This is a genomic window from Microbacterium sp. 1S1, from assembly GCF_008271365.1.
Classification (GTDB): Bacteria; Actinomycetota; Actinomycetes; order Actinomycetales; family Microbacteriaceae; genus Microbacterium.
The window spans coordinates 2,798,444-2,819,303 of sequence record NZ_CP043430.1 but is presented as its reverse complement, the minus strand read 5'-3'; the positions used below and the strand labels follow the sequence as shown (position 1 = coordinate 2,819,303).

Sequence of the window (20,860 nt, the reverse complement as noted above, 5' to 3'; positions counted from 1 at the left end):
GCATGGACACGAAACCCCTCGAGAGTTTCGCAAAGACCGCACGCCGCGAACTGATCGCTGCGGTCTCTGCGCAAGCGTCGGCTGTGCTCGCCCCCGGGTCCGTGGCGCGAACTGAGCGAGCAGACACGGTGCGCCGCCTCGAAAGCGAGATCGCCGCGCACAGCCACGAACACGTGATCGACAAGGTCGCCTACACCTGGTTCAACCGACTCATCGCCCTGCGATTTATGGACGCTAAGGGTTATACGGGTGCCGGAGTCGTCTCGCCCGCTCACGGCCAGGTGCACGGCCAACCTGAGATCCTCGCCAACGCGAAGCGCGGCGATATCGATGCCGATATCGTGACGAGCTCAGCCACGCGTGACGCCATTCTTGGTCTACTTGACGGCACTCGCCGCAGCACCGATGCGGAGGGCGAAGCATACGCACTGCTACTCACCGAGTACTGCCGGTACTGGCACAAATCGATGCCGTTCATGTTCGAACGCGAGGGTGACTACACCGAACTGCTCGTCCCCGCGGGCTTGCTCACTGACGGCGGCATCGTGGCCCGCGCCCGCAACGTGCTCACCGAGGGGGTCTGCGACGACGTAGAGGTCATCGGCTGGCTCTACCAGTTCTACATCTCCGAGCGGAAAGATGAAGTCTTCGCCGGGTTCAAGAAGAACAAGAAGGCGGGGGCCGACGAAATCCCCGCCGCCACACAGCTCTTCACCCCGCACTGGATCGTCCGCTACCTCGTCGAGAACTCGGTCGGCAGGCTGTGGATGCTCAATAGGCCGGCGTCCCGGCTCCTCGACAGCATGGACTACTACATCGAGCCCGTTGACGAGGAGACTGATTTTCTGGTTCTCTCCGGGCCCGAAGAGTTGAGCGTGATTGACCCAGCCTGCGGATCGGGCCACATGCTCACCTACGCTTTCGATCTCCTCTACGCGATCTATGAGGAGGAAGGTTATGCACCCTCTGAGATCCCGAGTCTGATCCTCACGCACAATATTCATGGCACCGAGATCGACCCACGCGCCGGTGCGCTCGCAGCGTTCGCGCTCACCATGAAGGCGCGTGCGAAGGACCGCCGATTCCTTGCTCGTGATGTCAAGCCGTCGATCTGCGTGATCGAGCCAATCAGATTTGGCGTCGATGAGATCCAGCTACTTACTGCTGACGTGGTCCACGAGTCGGCAGATGAGGTGTTCTGGAATCAGTTCGAGCATGCCGATACCTTCGGATCGCTGATTCAGCCTGATCTGGGCCCGTTGAGTGCCGTGGCTGACTCACTCGAGCATTTCGACGAGGCTGACTCCTTGCTGTTCGCAGATGCCGTAGGGCGTGCACGGAAGCTCGTGCGGCAAGTTGAGGTGCTCTCTGCAAAGTACGCGGTGGTGATCGCGAACCCACCGTACATGGGCAGCAAGCAGATGAACGGCCTCCTTTCACAGTTCATGAAGGACAGGTACCCCGATTCGAAGTCCGACCTGTTCGCGAGCTTCATCGAGCGCTGCACGAACCTCGCCGGACCTCGAGGAACCGTAGCCATGATCACGATGCAGTCCTGGATGTTCCTCAGCTCGTACGAGAAGCTCCGCGCCTCACTCCTCACCAAGCAGCGGATCACCTCGATGCTGCACCTTGGCGCTCGCGCCTTTGATTCGATCGGGGGCGATGTCGTCTCTTCGACCGCGTTCACCATGACGAACGTACCGCCAGAAGCCCGCGGTACTGACCGCACGCGCGCGGGCACCTTCATCCGTCTCGTGAATGGGACCTCCGAATCGGAGAAGGCTACCGCACTGAGCACGGCCCTTGAGCTCCGGTCTAAGGACGCGGGTTTCCATCTCGCGTCGGACGCAGACTTCCTGGCGATTCCTGGCTCGCCGATCGTCTACTGGCTCAGTGAAAGAGTGTTAGGCGCCTTCAGCGCAAACAAACTTCTGGGAGAGATTACGCAACCCCGTGAGGGGCTGACCTCAACAGACAATGCCAGGTTCAAGCGGCAGTGGTGGGAAGTCGGTCTCTCGAAATGTTCCCTCGACGCTCCGTCGCGTGACTACGCGGCGAACAGCGGTGCCACTTGGTTTCCCTTGAACTCCGGCGGACCGTACCGTCTCTGGTATGGCAACACCGACATCGTGATCAATTGGCGAGACGATGGCGCGGACATGAAGAGGTTCATTATCGAGAAGATGAAGGTCTCATACTCCAAGCAGATTCGCAGTGAGAAGTGCTACTTTCAGCCGTCGATTTCGGTGGGGAAGATCACGTCCTCGACACCGTCATTCAGGTTCTATCCAGCTGGATTTGTCATCGATTCCGCCAGCAAGTGCCTGTACTTCGACTCCCACGAGGACCGCATGTCAGCCCTCGGCGTTTGCAACTCCCCGTTCGCGATCACCATCCTGGCTGCGACCTCTCCGACAATCAATATGACGGGCGAAGCGCTGGCCTCTCTGCCCTTCCGCCGTTCACCCGTCGTGGCATCGCTAGCCCGAGAACTCGTCGAGTCTGCCAAAGCTGATTGGAATCAATCGGAGACGTCTTGGGCATTCGCATCCAATCCGCTCGTAACGGCATTCCGCACGTCTGCGTTGTAAGCCAGCGGATTGCCTTCAAAGTTCCATGAGGTCTCGGCCGAGTCCCAGTCGCTTCTTGACTGTGCTACCAGCCTGGAAACCGCGTGGGTTGAACCCGGAGCGAACTTCAAGATCGGCAATTTGCCGATCTCTCCCACGCCAAGGTTGAGGGTGGGCGCGATCGCGCCAAATAGCATCTCGGCCGCGGCAGAGTTGCAGATTGCGGCAAGTTCCGCCAAGCGCTCCGACGAGGCAAAAACGGACATTCCAGCGTTTGAAAAGATCGACCCAGCAGGCACGGAACGGAACGCGGGTACTCCGGAACCGACGGCGGACCAAGTCAATGATTCACGAAAATAGAGTCCGGGATTCCTCACGACCGAGCGCTCGAAGGCTCGAAGCTCCGCGCCATCCTTTTCCCAGTTCACGACGGCGTGCCGATTCCCGTACCAACGACGGAACTCCCCGCCGTCGGTGTATGGGAACCATCGCGCGCCGCTGGCGACAGCATCCTCACGTGCACCACACTCGTATGCGGTGCGTTTTCTCGAAACCTCCCACCACTGGCGGACGAACCGAGCGTTGTCGGCTGTAGCCATACCCTGTCGCGGCTCGGCGATCTCGCCAAGAGCCGTTCCATTTCGGAACGCACTCCGAACATTTTCACTGAGCCAGTAGACGATCGGCGAGCCAGGAATCGCCAGGAAGTCTGCGTCCGACGCGAGATGGAAACCCGCGTCCTTAGACCGGAGCTCAAGGGCCGTGCTCAGTGCGGTAGCCTTCTCCGATTCGGAGGTCCCATTCACGAGACGGATGAAGGTGCCCGCGCGCGTGCGGTCAGTACCGCGGGCTTCTGGCGGTACGTTCGTCATGGTGAACGCGGTCGAAGAGACGACATCGCCCCCGATCGAATCAAAGGCGCGAGCGCCAAGGTGCAGCATCGAGGTGATCCGCTGCTTGGTGAGGAGTGAGGCGCGGAGCTTCTCGTACGAGCTGAGGAACATCCAGGACTGCATCGTGATCATGGCTACGGTTCCTCGAGGTCCGGCGAGGTTCGTGCAGCGCTCGATGAAGCTCGCGAACAGGTCGGACTTCGAATCGGGGTACCTGTCCTTCATGAACTGTGAAAGGAGGTTTGGAAGTGCACGCGGATACGCCTGTCTGTAGGGCCCGCGGAGGTCGTGAAGGCAGCGACAGCCGCTCATGCTTGTAACCCAGCTCGGGGCTCGATGGCCATCCCGATGGCTACCCGTTCGACGCCGAGGAATAGCCTGATCCCACGCCCAACAGCGCTCGGCAGCGAGTTCGAGACTCAGCGGCACGAAGAAGTCGTGGGACGAATGGATGGCTAACCCGATGGCTACCCTGACGACCGGGTCGCGGTGGTGTGACCTAGAACGATGGAACACACGCAACGCAGCAAAGGGTCAGGATCGATCTACCAGAACTCCCGGGGCCAGTGGGTGGCGACCATCGAGGCCGGCTGGACCGAGCGGGGAACGCGGCGTCGGCTCACTCTCAAGGCGCGGACGGAGGCGGCGATCCGTGTCCGGCTCGCAGAAGCACAGCGACGAATCGCGGCCGAGGGGCTGGTCACGTCGTTCGCCACGATTACTGTCAAGCGGTGGACCGATCAATGGCTCACGCAACGACAGTTGGTTGTGCGCCCTGGCACGTACGTCTCCGATCGATCAGCGGTTAACCGCTGGATCGTCCCGACACTAGGTCATCTCCGACTCGATGCCCTAGTACCTGCTGATGTGCGCAAAGTCGCATCAGTTCAGGAAGGTGCGGGGCTCGCGCTCCCCACGATGCAGCGCACGCACGCGGTGCTGGGAAAGATCCTCGCGGACGCGGTTGCTGAGGGCTACCAGGTATCGCAACGTGCTCGCGAGACGAGCGGGCCTGGTTTGGGCGTGTCCACACGGCAGGCGCTCAGTGTTGACGATACGATGCGGATCATCGCTGTCGTCGCAACGCGCCCGGACGCCTCCCGCTGGGTAGCGGCGCTCGTGGAGGGACTGCGCCCTGCGGAAGCACTCGGGCTCACCTGGGACATGGTTGATCTGGAAGCGGCGACCATACGCTCGCATGGCAGCTCAAGGCACTACCTTACGTGGAGCGCCGACGCCCGGCGAGCGGCTTCCGGGTCCCCCGCGGGTTCGAGTCACGGCACCTTTCGGGCGCGCATCATTTGGTCCGACCTAAGACGCGTGCTGGGATCCGTGTTGTGCCGATGGTTCCATGGCTCGCCGAGGCGCTGTCCACCTGGCGAGCAAGTGCGCCGTCTTCATCATTCAACCTCGTGTGGCCGCGTGGTGACGGCGCCCCACGCTCGGCCGAGTTCGATCGTGCGCAGTGGTACGAGATCGCTGACCAGGCTGGGGTTACCGTGTCGCTTCCGAGTGGCGAGACCCGTCGTCCGTTGCTCTACGAAGCGCGACATACTGCTGCCACTCTGCTCCTTGCCGGCGGTGTCGATGACAGCACGATCAAAGCCGTGCTTGGGCATTCATCAGTGCTGAGCACACAGGCTTACCTCCATACCGATCGCACACGAACTCGAGCGGCACTCGCATCGTCTGCGACTATGGTCGGACTGGGCCGGTAGCCTGGTGAAATCACATATCGACTGCCTCGGTCGCCCCGCGCCTGGCGCGTCGACGCCTGTGGAAGTTGAACCAGTCACTACATAGTGAGGCACCTGTTGAAGACGCTTGAGCAGACCGTTGCGCAGTATCGCGACGACTGGAAGTTGCGCTCACTCGAACAGCAGCGATTGGAGATAGAGAACAACGAAGCCGTAGCGAAGCTGTATGAGCTCGAAGACGAAGTGCCCTCGCACGTGCCGCTCGAGCGTGTCTCACTCACGAACAACTCAGCGTTCCGCTGGCCAAACAAGACACCCGAGGAACGAGATGTTCTCTTCGCGGAATCTGCCATCGTCGATCTCGTTTCGTATGCGGTGGGCTGCATGTTCGGGAGATATAGCCTGGATAAGCCGGGGCTGATCCTCGGCGATCAGGGATCCACGCTCCAGGATTACCTCGCAAAGGTTCCTTCGCCGACGTTCATGCCAGATCTCGACAACGTCATCCCCTTCGTCGACGACGGGTGGTTCGAAGACGATATCGTCGAGCGCTTCCGGCAGTTCCTACGAGCGGCGTTCGGTACCGAGCACTTCGAGCAGAATTTGCGCTTCGTGGCAGAGTCGCTCGGCGTGAAGGCACTGCGTGACTACTTCATCACGAAGTCCGGCAAGTCGAGGTTCTACGACGATCACGTGCAGCGCTACAAACAGCGGCCGATCTACTGGATGTTCTCTAGTCCAAAGGGATCGTTCAATGCACTGATCTACCTGCACCGTTACACGCCTTCTACGGCCTCGACGGTGCTCAATGAGTATCTGCGCGAGTATGAGGCGAAGCTCACGGTTGCCCTCCAGCAGGCGGAAGCGGCCAGTGTCGGTGGCGGGTCGGTCAAGGACCAAAAGGAAGCCGACTGGTTCCGTAAGGTGCTTGCTGAGTTGCGAGACTATGAGCACGACGTGCTCTACCCGCTCGCAACGAAGCAGGTTGCGATCGATCTTGACGATGGCGTGAAAGCGAACTACCCGAAGTTGCGTCCAGCGGTGAAGAAGATCGCAGCGCTGGAGGTGAGCAATGGTTGAACCAGGGCAGGCCGTACCAAGTGGCGCAGATGGCCTGATCGATCGGGGAAGGTCGCTGATCGAGGAAGCCCGCGCAGGGGTTGCCGTGCAAGCGATCCTTGCGTTAATGCTGATGAAACGGCGGGTCGGGCCGCGGCATCCAGACGGAGGTTCTCGGCACGCGGTCCAGGCCGCGACGACGAGGCTGAGGAATGAATAAGACTCCAACGATCGCCGATCATCTCGCAGCCCGATTCGAGGGCTCGCGTATTGTCGTGTGGCACGACTCTGACGGCAGCTATGCCGACGAGCTCGAGGATCACCTGCCGGTCGGCGTCACGGCGTTGCGCGTTGCCGACAACGAGTTCGCGCTCAAACATCGGATCCTGCGCGAGGATAAGGTGTCGAAGTTCCTGATCTATCGCACCGGAAAGGTGCCCGAGGGTGTGGGGAACTGGCTGCTGGACCTAGAACTCTCGAATGGCCCCATCTTCACCGCCGACCGCAGCGCGCTCATGGGGGCGACCCTCGGCCTGACCGGACCTGGAGCCGCCGAACTCGTCGCGCAGCATGCCACGTTCTTCGGGGACAGTAAGTTGGTGGCCAGGTTCCGAGCGCTACTCGCGCCTGGAGACGATCTAACCGTCGTGCGAGCCAAGATGTGCGCGGCGCTGTTAGGTCAGAAGGAGCACAGCTTCTCCGAGCTAACGCGCGCGCTGCTCATCCAGCACGCAGACGGAAATTCTGCCGGGGTCGAGGCCATCCAGAAGCACGAGCTTGTTGACTTCCACTGGGCCGGCGCCCAGCACATCTACGGCTACGCAACGGCTGCCCCGACCGTAGCTGGTTTCGCCCTATGGATGTTCCAGCGCGCGGCGGAGGGCTTCGATACCGCTTCCTCGAACAAGGCGCGTAATCTCGCCATCGACTTCCGTAGCTTTCGTGATTCCAAGCGGAGTGCACCCGCGATGAAGGCACTTGCCCGGAAGATTGAGGATGACCTCAACTATAAGAACGTGGCCACGCAACTGCCCTGGGAGACGCTCCGCGACTCTGATGTCTTTGAGGCATCCGAGCGTGAAGTCATCCACCGTCTCGTCGAGAGCATCATCTCGCAGTCGATGTCGACGAGAGACATGCTTGACACAATCAGCGCTCGACGCCGCGAAAGCTTCTGGGCCGACGACTACGCGACGCTCTACGACGCGGTGAGCGCCGCGGCGGAACTGATCCCTGCGATCCGAACCGCGAAATTCGACATCGCTTCCTTCGATGAGGGGCTGACGCGGTATCGCGACGAATGGTTCCGCATCGACCAGCTCTACCGACGGTTCACCCATGCATACCTGACCGCCGAGTTCAAACAGCCGCTCGAAGCATTGGGTGACCTCGTGGAGAACGCGTACGTCACCGACTACCTAGCGAAACTCGGCGCGAATTGGCAGGAGCAGGTCGACGGGGTGGAGCGCTGGCGGACCCTCAACGTCCCCTCCCAATCGTCGTTCTACGAGCACTACGTGGCCAAGATCCTCAAGGGCCGCAAGAAGGCAGTCGTCGTCATCTCGGATGCCTTGCGCTACGAGGTCGCAGAAGAACTCACCTCGAGTATTCGCGGCGAAAACAAGTTCGAAGCCAAGATCGAAGCCGTGTTGGGCGTGCTCCCGAGCTACACCCAGTTGGGGATGGCATCCCTGTTGCCGAACCAGACGCTTGCCCACTCGCCTAACGGGGATCCCGTGCTTGTCGACGGGCAGAAGTCAGACGGTACCGCGAACCGGACGAAGATTCTCAACTCTGTTGGTGGGGCAGCGATCCAAGCTAAGACTTTCATCGAGATGAAGCCGGCCGATCGCCGAGACCTGTACGCATCGCATCAGGTTCTGTACGTATACCACGACACGATCGATGCCACTGGCGACAAGGCAGTGTCAGAGCACCGCACATTCACCGCCGCAGCGGACGCGATCCGCGAGCTGCTCGACATCATCAAGAAGCTCGCGAGCGCGAACGCGACGAACATCTTCGTGACGGCGGACCACGGCTTCATTTTTCAACGGTCGAAGCTAGCCCCTCAGTTCAACCTCACTGTGAAGCCGCAGGGCGAGAAGATCGTGGCCGAGAAGCGACGCTACGTGCTCGGCCGGGGACTAAAGCAGGACCCCGCATTCCGGACCTTCCAACCGGAGCAGATCGGCCTCTCGAGCGATCTTGAGGTACAGATCCCGAACTCCATCCAGCGCATCGTTCAGCCCGGCGCAGGATTTCAGTTCGTGCATGGGGGAGCGTCACTGCAGGAGATCGTCGTGCCCGTCATCTCGATCAACAAGGGGCGCAGCGATACGGTCGAGCCCGTCAACGTCGAGATCCATCCGGAGTCCGACAAGATTACGACCGGTCAGGTCGTGGTGAAGCTGTACCAGTCGACCAAGGTGGAGCCGAACCGGCCTGCGCGGCGGCTTCGCGCTGGACTCTACTTGGGGGACCAGCTGATCTCGAACGAGCAGGAGATGATCTTCGACTCGGACAGCGCGGAAGGACGCGACCGCTTCCAAAGCGTGACGCTGCTGCTGAGCAAGGACGCAGACAGCGCGAACAACCAGAGCGTTGAGTTCCGCTTGTCGGAACCGATCGAAGGCACCGACCAGTGGAAGAAGTATCGAGGGGTGCCGTACACGGTGAAGCGCGCTTTCGCGAGTGACGACGGATGGGATTTCTGATGAGTGACGACATCGACCTCACAACAGCCCCGCCTCTCGCGGAGGCTGTCGATGGTGGGGTCCCGCAGGAGACCGCCCCGGAGAGCGAACTCGACCCGAAGATCAACGAGCATTTCGCCGGCGCCGTCGTTCGCAAGGATCTCGTAAAGGCAGTCAAGGGCAACGCGATCGTGCCGTCGTACGTGCTGGAGTACTTGCTCGGCCAGTATGCGGCATCCGACGACGAGGCGACGATCCAAGCGGGCATCGACAAGGTGCGGGGCATCCTCGCTCAACATTACGTGCACCGCAACGAGTCGGAACTGGTCAAGTCGAAGATTCGTGAGAAGGGCCGATTCCGGATCATCGACAAAGTCAACGTCACCTTGAACGAGAAGGATGACGTCTACGAGGCGTCGTTCGCGAACCTCGGGATCAGCGGCGTCGTCGTTGAGCCGAGTACCGTCAACGCGAATCAGAAGCTCTTGGTCGGCGGAGTGTGGTGCCGCTGCGATATTGAGTACTTCCATAACGACGATGCCCGCGCCGTGCCGTGGATTCTGGGGAGCCTGAAGCCGATCCAGATGTCGAACTTCGACTACCAGGCCTACCTCGAGTCCCGCGCGAAATTCACGACCGACGAGTGGATCGACCTGCTCATCCAGTCCATCGGGTTCAACCCCGAGATGTTTGGGCGACGCGCCAAGTTGCTGCAGCTCATCCGTCTGATCCCGTTCGTTGAGCGGAACTACAACCTCGTTGAGCTCGGCCCGAAGGGCACCGGCAAGTCGCACATCTACTCGGAGTTCTCGCCTCACGGCATGCTGATCTCCGGCGGCGAGGTCACCGTGCCCAAGCTGTTCGTCAATAACGCCAATGGTCGCCTCGGCCTTGTCGGGTACTGGGACGTGGTGGCCTTCGACGAGTTCGCGGGTAAGAAGAAGCGAACCGATAAGGCGCTCGTCGACATCATGAAGAACTACATGGCGAACAAGTCGTTCTCTCGTGGTGTCGAGACGCTCGGCGCCGAGGCGTCCATGGTGTTCGTTGGGAATACGTCGCACACGGTGCCGTACATGCTCAAGCACTCCGACCTGTTCGACGAACTGCCAGAGAGTTACCACGACTCAGCGTTCCTCGATCGACTGCACTTCTACATCCCGGGATGGGAAGTTGACACGATCCGCAGTGAGATGTTTTCGGCCGGCTACGGGTTCGTCGTCGACTACATCGCCGAGGTGCTGAAGTCGATGCGGAACTTGGATTACTCCGACCGGTACCAGCGGTACTTCACGCTCGGCCCGGACATCTCGACTCGTGATCGCGATGGCATCCACAAGACCTTCTCCGGTCTCATGAAGCTGCTCTATCCGCACGAGCACGCGACGCCTGACGAGATCGAGGAGATCCTGCGGTTCTCGATTGAGGGCCGCAAGCGGGTCAAGGACCAGATCCTGCGAATTGACGACACCATGGCCGAAGTGAAGTTCGGGTACAACTCGCATACCGCGGGCTGGACTGCCGTCACGACCCTCGAAGAGGACGAATACCGGTCGCACTACTATCGCGGCCGGCCGGGTGCTCCTGGCGCCGAGCCTGCAGTAGAAGCTCCTGGGCCCGTAACCGACGGCCCGAATTCGCGGGAGCCGATGCAGGCGGACCTCTTCCATGGGCAGCGCGACTTCGTGGAGAACCAGCGAGGCGTCTCCTATGAGAACCTGCTATTGCCCTACCTGCGTGGCGCGACCGAGATCGAGTTCCACGATCCGTACATCCGCCAGCCTCACCAAGGTCGCAACCTCGTAGAGCTGCTGGCTCTGATCGCAGCGGCCAAGGACCCCGCGGAAGAAGTCACGTTCAAGCTCTTCACCCTGCTCGAAGATGACATGGAGTATCAGCAGCGGCAGCTTCAGATGCTCACCCAGATCGTGAGCGGTGCCGCGCAGCAGGGCATCAAAGTCGACGTCGGCAAAGACCCCGGTGGTCACGATCGATGGATTCGTACCGACACGGGTTGGCGGATCAACCTCGGCCGCGGACTCGACATCTTCCAGAAGTCGGACGGCGGCTGGTTCGACTTCGGAACTACTCGCCAGGAGTTCCGTCAAGTGAAGGCCTTCGGCGTGACGTACATCCGTGAGGCCTAGAGACATCCACGCACTTTGGCTGTGAGATGGTCAACCCGTTCATCCTCGGGTTGGGCCGCAATCCGCTCACGAGCGGGCGCCCATCTCGATGGGGGCTTCGCAGCGTCAGCCCGCGAGGGTGCCGGTCTCGCGGTGCCGGGCCTTGTAGTCCGATGACCATGCGTCTTGGCGCCGCGTCCATGCCCTGTCTTCTCGTGGATTTAGGGGCGCGCAGAGCCGATAACCTGCGAAGCATGAATCAGGTGATGGGGGCGCACGACCGCGTCGAGACCGCGGAAGCGATGGAGGTCGCCACACGTCTGTTGCTTCGGGTCCGGACACGGTTCGAAGCGCTGGATGAGCCCAGTGAAGCGATGGCGGGATCGATGCTTGTGGCGGAGAACGCCGCTACCGCGTTTGACCCAGTGGAGTATCAAGTGGCGCGGCATCGGGCCAGGGCGGTTGATGCGCTCGAGATGCTGATGGACTCGATGCACGACCGGACGAGCGGCCGGTTGGAGGCGCGGCCGATGGCCATGTACGCACTCGTACGCATGAGCATCGAAGCATCGGCGATGGCCCTCTGGACCATTCAGTCGTCGAAGAAGCATGACCGCATTTACCGTGCGCTGCAGGTCGCGTACGCGCACATCGTCGAGTATGCCGATTTCGCTTCGGTCGTTGGGAAGGAAGACGAGGCGGCGCCGTACATCAAATTTCGCGACGACAAGACGGAGAGACTCGTCGGACTGAAGGACGCAGTCGGGACGCTGAGGCAGAAGGAGCTTACGAAGCCTCCGAAGCTGTGGCGGATCCTCCAGGCCGTGTCGCCGACCGTGCCACCTGGGCAACCATACGGGGTCGACAGCCCGTATGTGGTGTGGAAGATGACGTCGGCGTTCCTCCACGGAAGCGACCACCTCACGCGGGACCTCGGAGACTTCGAGCAAGTGACTGAGAGCGACGGCGTAGGCGCGACGTTCATGGTGAAGCCGTCCTGGAGTCTGCTGTGTTCCTGCGTCGCGGCGTGCGTGATGGAGGTTGAGAAGCTAGACGCGCGGGTTCGTTACCTTGGGACGACAGCGTACGGTGAACGAAGCCTGCTGCCGTCGGCTTGAGCTCGACCTCAGTGGTGCACGTCGGCGGCGAAGCCGCGGTGGGTTTCATGTTGCGTTCGGACACGGCGTCGGGCACCTTCGCGGCGAGCGTGGCTCGACTAGCGCCATAGCGCCGGGCAGCGGGCGGCATGATGACGGGGTGTCCGAAGTGTGAGTGGCGGCGCTTCTACGAATGGAATGGCGTCGACGCGCCGCGCGGGGAGACCGAGCAGCACAGCATCAGGTCGCGGGGGAGGCGGAATGCGCATCGCAAATCCCCTCTGCCCATATAGGGCAGAACCTTGCGATCGTGGGCGTCGGCGTCGTCGATAACATTCAACATGGGCAGAATTCCGGGACATTACGAGTGGGACGATGACGATCTGACTCCGGGGCAGCGTGCGGGCGGAGGCCTTCACCAGAACCTCTTTGATGAGGGAGGGAAGCTGCGTGGCAATGCGCGATTCGTGCCTGGTGACATCGACCCCGATCCTCTCGTGGTCACAGAGCACATATACGTCCCGGTTGAAGCGCGCCGTAAGAGCCACGAGCAGGAGGAACTCGAGAACGCAATCGGTGAGGCCATCACCCAACTAGTCATCCTCGGAGTCGTGAAGGCGCAGCCACACGTCGCGAAGCTCTGGCGTGAGAAGGTAAAGCCGTTCGCCAGTGATGTACGCGAGTGGGTTACGCGGCGGAAGCATCGCGTGGCGAGTATGGAGATCCGTGTCCAGGAGCCGGCCGAGTCGACCGCTACGGAGATCGATGCGGCGGAGCCGCATCCTCCGATGTCGACCGCGGAGGCGCAAGCGCGTATGCTCGCCGCAATTGCTGCGCGCGCGTTCGCCGATGAGCAAATGCGCCTGGTTGACGGTTCAGAGATCGTGGGCGGCGACAGCACGGACTCTGTCCGGGAGGCCCTTTCCGCGATGCCGTCCGAGATGGTCGCGGAGTTGGTCCGTCGGATGGTTGAGAGCCCGGCGATGTTCGAGGAGAATTCGCTCGCGGAGCTGGCGAGCGTGCTCGCTCGGAGCGCGAGGCGCGGCACCGCTCTTGAGCAGCATCTTCCGGCTGCGGCGGGATCAGATACTCCTGACGCACCGAGCCAGGCGTATTAGGAGAGCGCCGCCCGTTCAACTCACGCGAATCAACCCGAAACATCGCAGGTGAACTCGTCTCAACGAGTATTGTGAATCTTGCGGAGTGCTCCACACGCGTCAAACACTAAAGTGTCCTGACCTGGTATTTCCGCACTGAATCTATCCATGATGTGGCGTCCTTCGGTGTAAGCCTCGGTCGTGTGCTTCCTGAACGGCAGGTTCTTGGTTCGAGTCCAAGCCGGGGAGCCAACGAGAGAAGCCCCCTCTGGTGAGGGGGCTTCTCTCGTTCCCGGGCTGTCGCGAACGGCACCGGACAGGGAAAGAGCCCCTCCACGCGGAGGGGCTCTTGTCGTGGGGGCGGGGCGATCAGCCGACGCCCTCCATGGCGCTCGTCTCGGTGTTCCCGATCCGGGCGATCACCTCGGGGCGACGACGTGCGAGGTAGGCGTACCGCGTCAGCGCGACCGCGACGGTGACGAGGAACACGTACGGGATGACGTTGTACGGGAAGGCCGGGACGGGCCAGACGTTCGCGAAGAACACGTACGCCATCGTGACGACCGCGACCGTGGCGCACGCCTTCACGAGACCGTTCCGCATCTGCGCTCGCTGCGTGTAGACCACGCAGGCGATGGCGACGAGGGCGTAGGCGACCATGTAGCCGTACGTACCCCAGGTGTTGACCCAGACGAGGATGTCTCCCGTCGCGGCTCCTGCGAGCAGCAGCACGATGTCGACCGCGATCGCCGCGGCCCCGGCGAGGATGAGGACCCGGTGCGGTGTGAGGTGCTGCTCGTGCGTGCGGCCGAAGCGTTCTGCGACGACGCCCTCCTTGCCCATCACGTAGAGGATGCGCCCGATCACGTTGAGCGGGGCGACGACGACCGCGAAGAACGACGCCGAGACGCCGAAGGTGAGGACGGCCGCGAACCAGCCCGGCATGCCGATCAGGGCGGACATGCTCTCCAGCGGGCTCGCGGCGGTGGCGAGGTCGTCGCCGAGAACCGCGATCTGCGTATAGGCGGCGAACACATAGAGGACGCCCACGCCGAGAGCACTCCACATGATCGCGCGGGGGATCGCCTTGTACGGCTCCTTCGCCTCGCGGCCGAGGGCGTCTGCCGACGAGAAGCCCACGAAGCCGAGGATGCCGAGCACCATGCCGGACGCGATGCCCTGGAACGAGGATCCCGTCGCGAGGACCTGCGCGGGGTCCCACGCGGCGGGCCCGGCCCACGCGAGCGCTGCGACGAGCAGTACGAGAATGATGCCGACCGACAGGAGCTCGAGGACGAGCGAGACCCGGGCGGAGAGCCGGATGCCGCGGATCGTGAACAGGGTGGCGAGGCCCCCGAGTACGATCGCGAGGCCGATGTCCCAGCCGAGGCCCTGCGCCGGCAGGCCGAGCATGCTCAGGAACTGCGCCATGTAGCTGACCGAGCCGCTCAGGGAGGCTGCGGCGATGCCGAAGCAGCCGATCAGCAGGGTGACCCCGGCGAGGAAGGCGCCGAACGGGCCGAGGCCCTTCGACACGTAGGTGTAGAGCGAGCCGGCGGAGGCGTGCTTGCGGGCGAACACCACCACGCAGTAGCCGACGCACAGGATGACGATCGTGGCGAGGGCGAAGGCGTAGATGGTGCCGTTCCCGGCGCCGAGGAAGATCGCCGCCGCCGTGAAGGCGATGACGGCGCTGGGGGCGATGTTCGCGATGGCCTGGGCGGCGAGCTCCGGACCGCTCATCACGCCGGTGCGGAGACCGGCGTCCTTCGGGGCGCCAGGCGGGGCGACGACGGTGTCTGACATTGTTCTCCTGGATTCGGGTTTCAGGGGGTGGTGGGGGCCGCGCGCGGCGGTCAGGGGATGAGGAGGGTGCGGAGGGCGGATCCGCCGTCGAGGTCGTCCAGCGCGGCGGCCGCCTCGGACAGCGGGCGGCGTCCCGAGATCAGAGGGTCGATCTTGAGCTGTCCGTCCATGTACCGATCCACGAGGGCGGGCACGTCGATCGACGGCCGCACCGAACCGTAGTTCGACCCGAGGATGCGCTGGTCGGCCTCCGCGAGGACGAGCGGTTCGAATGAGGCCCGTGCCCCCGTGGGCGGCAGCCCCACGATGACGGCGGCGCCGCCGAGTCCGAGCATCTGGATGGATTGCTCGGTCGTGCTCGTCCGACCGATCGCGTCGAACGCGTAGTCGACGCCGTCCGGGATGAGCTCTCGCAGCTGCGCCACGGCGTCACCCTGGGAGGCGTCGATGCGGTCCGTCGCCCCGAACTGCAGGGCCATCTGGGTCTTCTCCGGACGCACGTCGATCGCGACGATACGCTCGGCGCCGGCGAGCCGCGCTCCCTGGACGACATTGAGGCCGACACCGCCGCAGCCGATGACGGCGACGGTCGATCCCGGCTCGACGGCCGCAGTGTTCAGGACGGCGCCGACGCCGGTCGCGACCGCGCAGCCGACGACCGCGATGACGTCCAGTGGCGCGTCGTCGCGGACCTTCACCGCGCCGGACGCGGGAACGACGACCTCCTCCGCGAACGAGGAGACGCCGAGGTAGTGGTGAAGCTGCTCGCCGTGGCGGCTCAGCCGGGACGTACCGTCGAACAGCACGCCGAGGGGAGCGACGACGGTCGCCACCTTCTGGCACCGGGCCTCGTGACCGGCGCGGCAGTAACGACACTCGCCGCAGGGCGGCACCCAGCTCAGCACGACGTGGTCTCCGACGGCCAGCGTCGTGACGCCTTCACCCAGCTCGGTGACGACGCCGGAGCCCTCGTGGCCCATGACCAGGGGAGCGGCAGCATCCCACTCGCCGCGCTTGACGTGCAGGTCCGAGTGGCAGACGCCTGCGGCGGCGATACGGACACGCACCTCGCCGGCGCGGGGCGGTGCGAGGTCGACGTCGACGAACTCGATGGGCGACGCGGGGTCGCGGAAGACAACAGCTTTCATGACATCCTTCGGGAAGTGGGGATGCGCACGATGCTAGGAGAGAGCGGAAGACCTCGGCATCCGACAGAAGTGTGATCATGCGAGCCGCTGTTGGACAATCTGTATGATCGAAGCGTGGCTCGTGACGTCGCCTCCGTGGCCAGATACCTTCGCGCCGAGCTCCTGCCCGGCGCGGTCCCCGGCGGGCGACCGGTGAACGCCGTCGTGGCGCTGGAGGACTTCGGTCCGCCGGTGGACCAGCTCCACGCGACACTCGTCACGACGGACGAGATAGCGCTCCTCGATGCCAGCGCCGACCGGCTCGCCGCGCTCCAGGACGCGGTCGTGGTGACGAGCGCCGACAGCGAGAGCCTTCGCGACCTCCTGCGGGACGCGGGGATCACGGCGGTGACCGGGGTGTCTCTGGCCCCACTGCTGCTGGTGCCCACACTGACCTCGCTCCTCGCCGTCGATCAGGCGGCGGAGGCCCGCGCGATCACGTCCGCGATGCGGGTGCTCACCCTCGCGGCGCGGCGCAGCGGCATCAGCGGCGTCATCGCCGAGCTGGCCCACCGCATCGACGGCTGGGCCGTGCTTCTCGACCGGCACGGCGAGGTCATCACGACAGCGGGCGCCGGGAGCCTGCACATCGATGATGCGATCGCCGTCGCCGTCGGCAGGCCGGTGCGCGTGCGTCATCGCGCGCTGCAGGTCCACCCCGTCGGACCGGGGCAGGACATCAGCGCGCAGCTCGTGACCGCTCCGCGCAACGACAGCTCCGGCCGCGGGCGCGAGCTCAGCTCGCAGGCGGCCGCGCTGCTCGACCTCCTGATGCGGACGCGCGACAGCAGCCAGCTGGAGCGTCTCGGGCGCTCGATGATGTTCGAGACGGTGCGGCAGGGTGGGGACGAGGCGACCCGTCTGCTCCGCCGCTGGGGCGTGCATGAGCGGGTGCTGGTGGGCTTCGCCCTCGCCTCACGGACCAGCGGGGTCGACGTCGAGCACCTGCTGGGGCTGTGGCTCGACGAACTCGGGGCCGAGCACGTCTTCAGCTCGCAGCGAGGTCTCGTACAGGGTGTCGTGCGCGAGGCGCATGCCGACGACATCGCGCATCGCGCCAGGTCCTTCGCGTCCACCCTCTATCTCGGGCTCGGCCGACCGGCGGGAACCGACGCCCTCGCGCGCAGCATCGACGAGGCGCGGCACGCTTGCGAGGCTGCGCGTACCGGCGGCGAACGCGTCATCCGGTACGAGGCCATCCCGACCGTGTCCTTCGTCCTCGGGGCACTGGACCCGGAACAGAGCGATCGCCTCGCGAGTCTGCTCGACCCGCTGCGCGCGGCGGCCCGACCGTCCGAGCTGCTCGACACCCTCCGCGTGTTCCTTGCGAACAACGGGGCGTGGAGCGAGAGTGCCGCGCGACTGCGCATCCATCGGCAGACGCTCACGGCCCGTGTCCGACGGATCGAGGACCTGACCGGTCTCTCCCTCTCCGATCCGGACGACCGGGTCGCGGCCTGGCTCGCGTTACGGGCCGCCGACGGCTGACGTCCGGGCCGGGAACGGCGAAGGGCCCCGCCTCGCGGCGGAGCCCTTCGGAACGGCGAGGTGGGTCAGCGGGCGGCGCCCTTGAGCGACCCCTCGACCTGGCCGGCGGGGTCGACGATGATGCACTGGATCACGCGGTCGTTGGCCTGCTCCCACGAGTCCTTGCTGGGCGTGAGCGTGGTCACATCGAGCGAGGACTCCTGGTAGCTGACGCCGACGAACGAGGTGTACGCGTCGCCGATGCACCCCTCGGAGGCGGTGCTGATGGCGTCCTCGGAGTAGTCGCCGTCCTCCATCTTGATCTCGTAGAAGACCTCTTCGTCGTGCGGCTCGGAGCACGGCACGACGTTCGCGTCGGTGAGCATCCCGGATCCCGTCTCGAGCATGCAGTCGCCGAGCTTGACCGAGAAGACGTCGATGTTCGCGCTCTCGGTGACCTGGCCGGTCTCCTCGTCGCGGTCGGCGTCGGCGCGGCCTCCGCCGAGGATGCTGTTGATGGCGCTGCAGCCGGTGAGGGCGAGCGAGACGGCGACGGCCGAACCGGTGAGCACGAGTGCGCGACGGGTGCGCGACTTCATCATGGATTTCCCCTTCAAAGCGTGACGCGGGGCATGCTGAATATCCCCGCCGCGAACACGCTATAGTGCCCGGAGTCTATGACGCAACTCGAAGGATGCTGTGTGCTGGCTGGACGCGGTCAGCCTTCGAGGTCGTCCACACCGGGCAGCCAACTCACGCCCGGTCGTCCCCATCCGCGCTTGCGTGCGATCTTCTGCGTCGTCTTCCAGTCGGAGTCGGACAGGCGGTCGATGTAGAGCACGCCGTCGAGATGGTCGAACTCGTGCTGCATGATGCGGGCGCGCCAGCCGTCCACGTCGAGGGAGACGGGAGCGCCGTCGAGGTCGGTGGCCTTCACCCGCACGCGGTCGGAGCGGCGGAGCGGGAAGCGCTCACCGGGGAACGACAGGCACCCCTCCGACTCGAGCTCCTCGTCGGGCGCACCGGGCTCGGGCGGCGTCATCCACAGTTCAGGATTGATGAGGACTCCGCGCCAGGGCTGGTCGTCGTCGTCGACGTAGGAGTACGTGTAGATCCGCAGCGGCACGCCGACCTGAGGGGCGGCGAGGCCAACGCCGGGCGCGGCGTCCATGGTCTCGAACATGTCGGCGACGAGGGTGCGGATCTCGTCGGTGATCGCCTCGACGGGGGAGGCGGGGGAGTGCAGGACGGGATCGCCCATGATGCGAATCGGAAGGACAGCCACGTCACAACCCTAGTCGGCGCCACTCTCCGGGTAGGGTCGTACTGTGAGCGCAGGGGTGTGGATGGGGACGGTCGAGGACGTCGGCGACCAGCTGGTCGGAGCGTTCCAGAACCCCGGCCTCCTCCTGGGCATCCCGCTGGCCCTCGCCGGTGCGGTGTTCATGTCGCTCGGGGCGCAGTACCAGCACCGCGGCGTGGAGAAGGTCGAGCGGCTCAGCGGGTCCGACGGCGCCGCCGGTCTCAGCCTCGATCAGCTCAAGCGCCTGTTTACGCGACCGTCCTGGGTGATCGGGACGCTCATGTTGGGTCTCGCGATCGTCTGCCAGCTGGCCGCGCTCGTCAAGGCGCCGCTCATCGTGGTGCAGCCGCTCGGCGCCATCGCCCTGGTCATCACGACGCTGCTCAACGCCCGTATCTCCGGTCACGCCCCCACGAGGCAGTCCCTCACCGCGATCATCGCCTGCGTCGGCGGCATCTTCCTCTTCGTGTTCTTCGCCGCGATCTACGCGACGGAGAAGGAGGTCACGGACCGCGAGCTGTTCGTCATCCTTGCGATCCTGCTCGTCGTGATCATCGTGCTGGGAGCCTTCTGGCTCATCCTCCGGCATCGGATGCGGGCGCTGTTCTACATCATCGGCGCCGGCATCCTCTACGGTTTCGTCGCCACCCTCGCGAAGGTCATCATCAAGCGCATCGAGGCGGGCCAGTTCGAGTGGATCACCGCGGTCTGCCTGCTCGCGCTGCTCTCCGCGGGAGCCGTGGGCGCGTACTTCGTGCAGACCGCCTACAGCTCCGGCCCGCCCGACCTCGTCATCGCGGGCCTGACGGTGGTCGACCCCATGGTGGCCGTGCTCATCGGCATGCTCGTGCTCGGTGAGGCCGCCGCGGCGCCGTGGTGGGTCTTCATCATCTTCGGCGTCGCCGGAGGCATCGCGGTTTGGGGCGTCGTCGGCCTCGCGCGATTCCATCCCCAGGTCCTCAGCGAGAGCCAGGATCTCGGCATCACGCGGGGGAGCGATCCGGTGGCTCCGCCGACCTCTCCGGCGCCGGGCGCGCCGGAGCACCCCGACGCGCCCGAGAGACGCGACCCCGACGCTCAGTAGGCCTGGTCGATGAGGTCGGGGGAGACCTCGGATGCCGCGGCCTCGTCGACGAAGAAGACCGTCCGCTTGCGCCCCTTGGCGCCGGCTGCGGGAACGCTCGTGTAGCTCGCGCCGGCGAGGGCGAGCCCCAGCGCTGACGCCTTGTCGGCGCCGGTGAGGACCAGCCACACGCGCTTGGACGCGTTGAGGACGGGTCGGGTGAGCGTCACGCGCTCCGGCGGAGGCTTGGGGGAGTCACGGACGGGAAGGGCCGCGGCGTCGGTCACCGTGACCTCCTCGCGGTCGGGGAACAGGGATGCGATGTGTCCGTCCGGGCCGACCCCGAGGAAGCACACGGCGAACGACGGCCACGGGTGCTCGTCGGTACCGTGGCGGGCGAGCTCGGCGGCATACGCGGCCGCGGCCTCGTCGAGGCTGAGGCCGCTGTCGGACGCGGCGACCTCGTGCACGTTCTCGGCGGGGATGGTGATGTGATCGAGCAACGCGTGTCGGGATTGGACCGCGTTGCGATCCGCGTCGTCCCTGGGTACGTACCGCTCGTCGCCCCACCAGAAGTGGACGAGTGACCAGTCGATCTCGGCGGCGCGCGGGTTCTCGCGCACGGCGCTCAACACGGCTCCCCCCATCGAACCACCCGTCAGGGCGACGTGGGCGAGCCGGCCGTTGCGCGTACGTGCTCGGACGCGGGTGAGGAAACGGTCGGCGACCCGGAGGGCGAGGGCCGTCGGGGTGGCTTCGACCACGACCCGCTTCTCTGCGGACGATCCCGGCATCG

15 protein-coding genes and 1 pseudogene are annotated in these 20,860 nt (G+C 64.3%); 10 read left to right on the top strand and 6 right to left on the bottom strand.

Annotated features, from left to right (window positions below; genetic code table 11):
• Positions 1 to 2 precede the first annotated feature (2 nt).
• Positions 3 to 2,594: a BREX-1 system adenine-specific DNA-methyltransferase PglX gene (gene pglX, locus FY549_RS13630; protein WP_149085485.1), complete on the top strand. Its 2,592-nt coding sequence runs from the start codon at positions 3 to 5 to the stop codon at positions 2,592 to 2,594.
• On the opposite strand, the gene FY549_RS13625 is transcribed toward pglX, so the two are convergent.
• Positions 2,525 to 3,691, bottom strand: coding sequence for an Eco57I restriction-modification methylase domain-containing protein (locus tag FY549_RS13625; RefSeq protein ID WP_410428256.1), 1,167 nt, complete (start codon positions 3,689 to 3,691; stop codon positions 2,525 to 2,527). The two genes, pglX and FY549_RS13625, sit on opposite strands and share 70 nt — an antisense overlap.
• A gap of 282 nt (positions 3,692 to 3,973) precedes the next feature.
• On the opposite strand from FY549_RS13625, the pseudogene FY549_RS16945 reads away from it, so the two are divergent.
• From FY549_RS16945 to FY549_RS13595, 7 genes and pseudogenes are all read left to right on the top strand, one after another.
• A pseudogene (locus FY549_RS16945) lies at positions 3,974 to 4,333 on the top strand (hypothetical protein); the annotation flags it as partial.
• Between the two features lie 356 nt (positions 4,334 to 4,689).
• Complete coding sequence (locus FY549_RS16565; RefSeq protein WP_259613958.1) at positions 4,690 to 5,184, top strand: tyrosine-type recombinase/integrase; 495 nt, start codon at positions 4,690 to 4,692, stop codon at positions 5,182 to 5,184.
• Positions 5,185 to 5,280: 96 nt separating this feature from the next.
• Complete coding sequence (locus FY549_RS13615; RefSeq protein ID WP_149085482.1) at positions 5,281 to 6,243, top strand: class I SAM-dependent DNA methyltransferase; 963 nt, start codon at positions 5,281 to 5,283, stop codon at positions 6,241 to 6,243.
• Positions 6,244 to 6,434: 191 nt separating this feature from the next.
• Positions 6,435 to 8,939 (top strand): BREX-1 system phosphatase PglZ type A, encoded by a 2,505-nt coding sequence (gene pglZ / locus FY549_RS13610; RefSeq protein ID WP_149085481.1) that lies wholly within the window; start codon positions 6,435 to 6,437, stop codon positions 8,937 to 8,939.
• A complete protein-coding gene (gene brxL / locus FY549_RS13605) occupies positions 8,939 to 11,065 on the top strand; it encodes a BREX system Lon protease-like protein BrxL (protein WP_149085480.1) in 2,127 nt (708 codons plus the stop codon). Before pglZ ends, brxL begins: the two co-directional genes overlap by 1 nt.
• 233 nt (positions 11,066 to 11,298) lie before the next feature.
• Entirely contained in the window at positions 11,299 to 12,162 is an 864-nt protein-coding gene (locus FY549_RS13600; protein WP_149085479.1) for a hypothetical protein, read from the top strand.
• Positions 12,163 to 12,608: 446 nt separating this feature from the next.
• On the top strand, positions 12,609 to 13,259 hold the full coding sequence (locus FY549_RS13595) for a hypothetical protein (protein WP_222930620.1): 651 nt from the start codon (positions 12,609 to 12,611) through the stop codon (positions 13,257 to 13,259).
• Positions 13,260 to 13,607: 348 nt separating this feature from the next.
• On the opposite strand, the gene FY549_RS13590 is transcribed toward FY549_RS13595, so the two are convergent.
• Together FY549_RS13590 and FY549_RS13585 are read right to left on the bottom strand one after the other, a co-directional pair.
• Positions 13,608 to 15,044, bottom strand: a complete 1,437-nt coding sequence (locus tag FY549_RS13590) for an APC family permease (RefSeq protein WP_149085478.1) — start codon at positions 15,042 to 15,044, stop codon at positions 13,608 to 13,610.
• A 50-nt stretch (positions 15,045 to 15,094) separates the two neighbouring features.
• Positions 15,095 to 16,192 (bottom strand): alcohol dehydrogenase catalytic domain-containing protein, encoded by a 1,098-nt coding sequence (locus FY549_RS13585; RefSeq protein WP_149085477.1) that lies wholly within the window; start codon positions 16,190 to 16,192, stop codon positions 15,095 to 15,097.
• Between the two features lie 114 nt (positions 16,193 to 16,306).
• Here FY549_RS13585 and FY549_RS13580 point away from each other — a divergent pair, with 114 nt between their 5' ends.
• Positions 16,307 to 17,719 carry a PucR family transcriptional regulator gene (locus FY549_RS13580; RefSeq protein WP_149085476.1) on the top strand — a complete coding sequence of 471 codons (1,413 nt, stop codon included), beginning with the start codon at positions 16,307 to 16,309 and terminating at the stop codon, positions 17,717 to 17,719.
• Positions 17,720 to 17,784: 65 nt separating this feature from the next.
• On the opposite strand, the gene FY549_RS13575 is transcribed toward FY549_RS13580, so the two are convergent.
• Together FY549_RS13575 and def are read right to left on the bottom strand one after the other, a co-directional pair.
• The gene (locus FY549_RS13575) at positions 17,785 to 18,300 is read right to left on the bottom strand and encodes a hypothetical protein (protein ID WP_149085475.1); all 516 of its coding nucleotides are present in this window, start codon (positions 18,298 to 18,300) and stop codon (positions 17,785 to 17,787) included.
• Positions 18,301 to 18,416: 116 nt separating this feature from the next.
• The gene (gene def / locus FY549_RS13570; protein ID WP_149085474.1) at positions 18,417 to 18,983 is read right to left on the bottom strand and encodes a peptide deformylase; all 567 of its coding nucleotides are present in this window, start codon (positions 18,981 to 18,983) and stop codon (positions 18,417 to 18,419) included.
• Positions 18,984 to 19,044: 61 nt separating this feature from the next.
• Here def and FY549_RS13565 point away from each other — a divergent pair, with 61 nt between their 5' ends.
• On the top strand, positions 19,045 to 20,085 hold the full coding sequence (locus FY549_RS13565; RefSeq protein ID WP_149086124.1) for a DMT family transporter: 1,041 nt from the start codon (positions 19,045 to 19,047) through the stop codon (positions 20,083 to 20,085).
• Here the strand turns inward: FY549_RS13565 and pgl are convergent.
• Positions 20,079 to 20,858 (bottom strand): 6-phosphogluconolactonase, encoded by a 780-nt coding sequence (gene pgl, locus FY549_RS13560; RefSeq protein WP_187614875.1) that lies wholly within the window; start codon positions 20,856 to 20,858, stop codon positions 20,079 to 20,081. The two genes, FY549_RS13565 and pgl, sit on opposite strands and share 7 nt — an antisense overlap.
• Positions 20,859 to 20,860 lie beyond the last annotated feature (2 nt).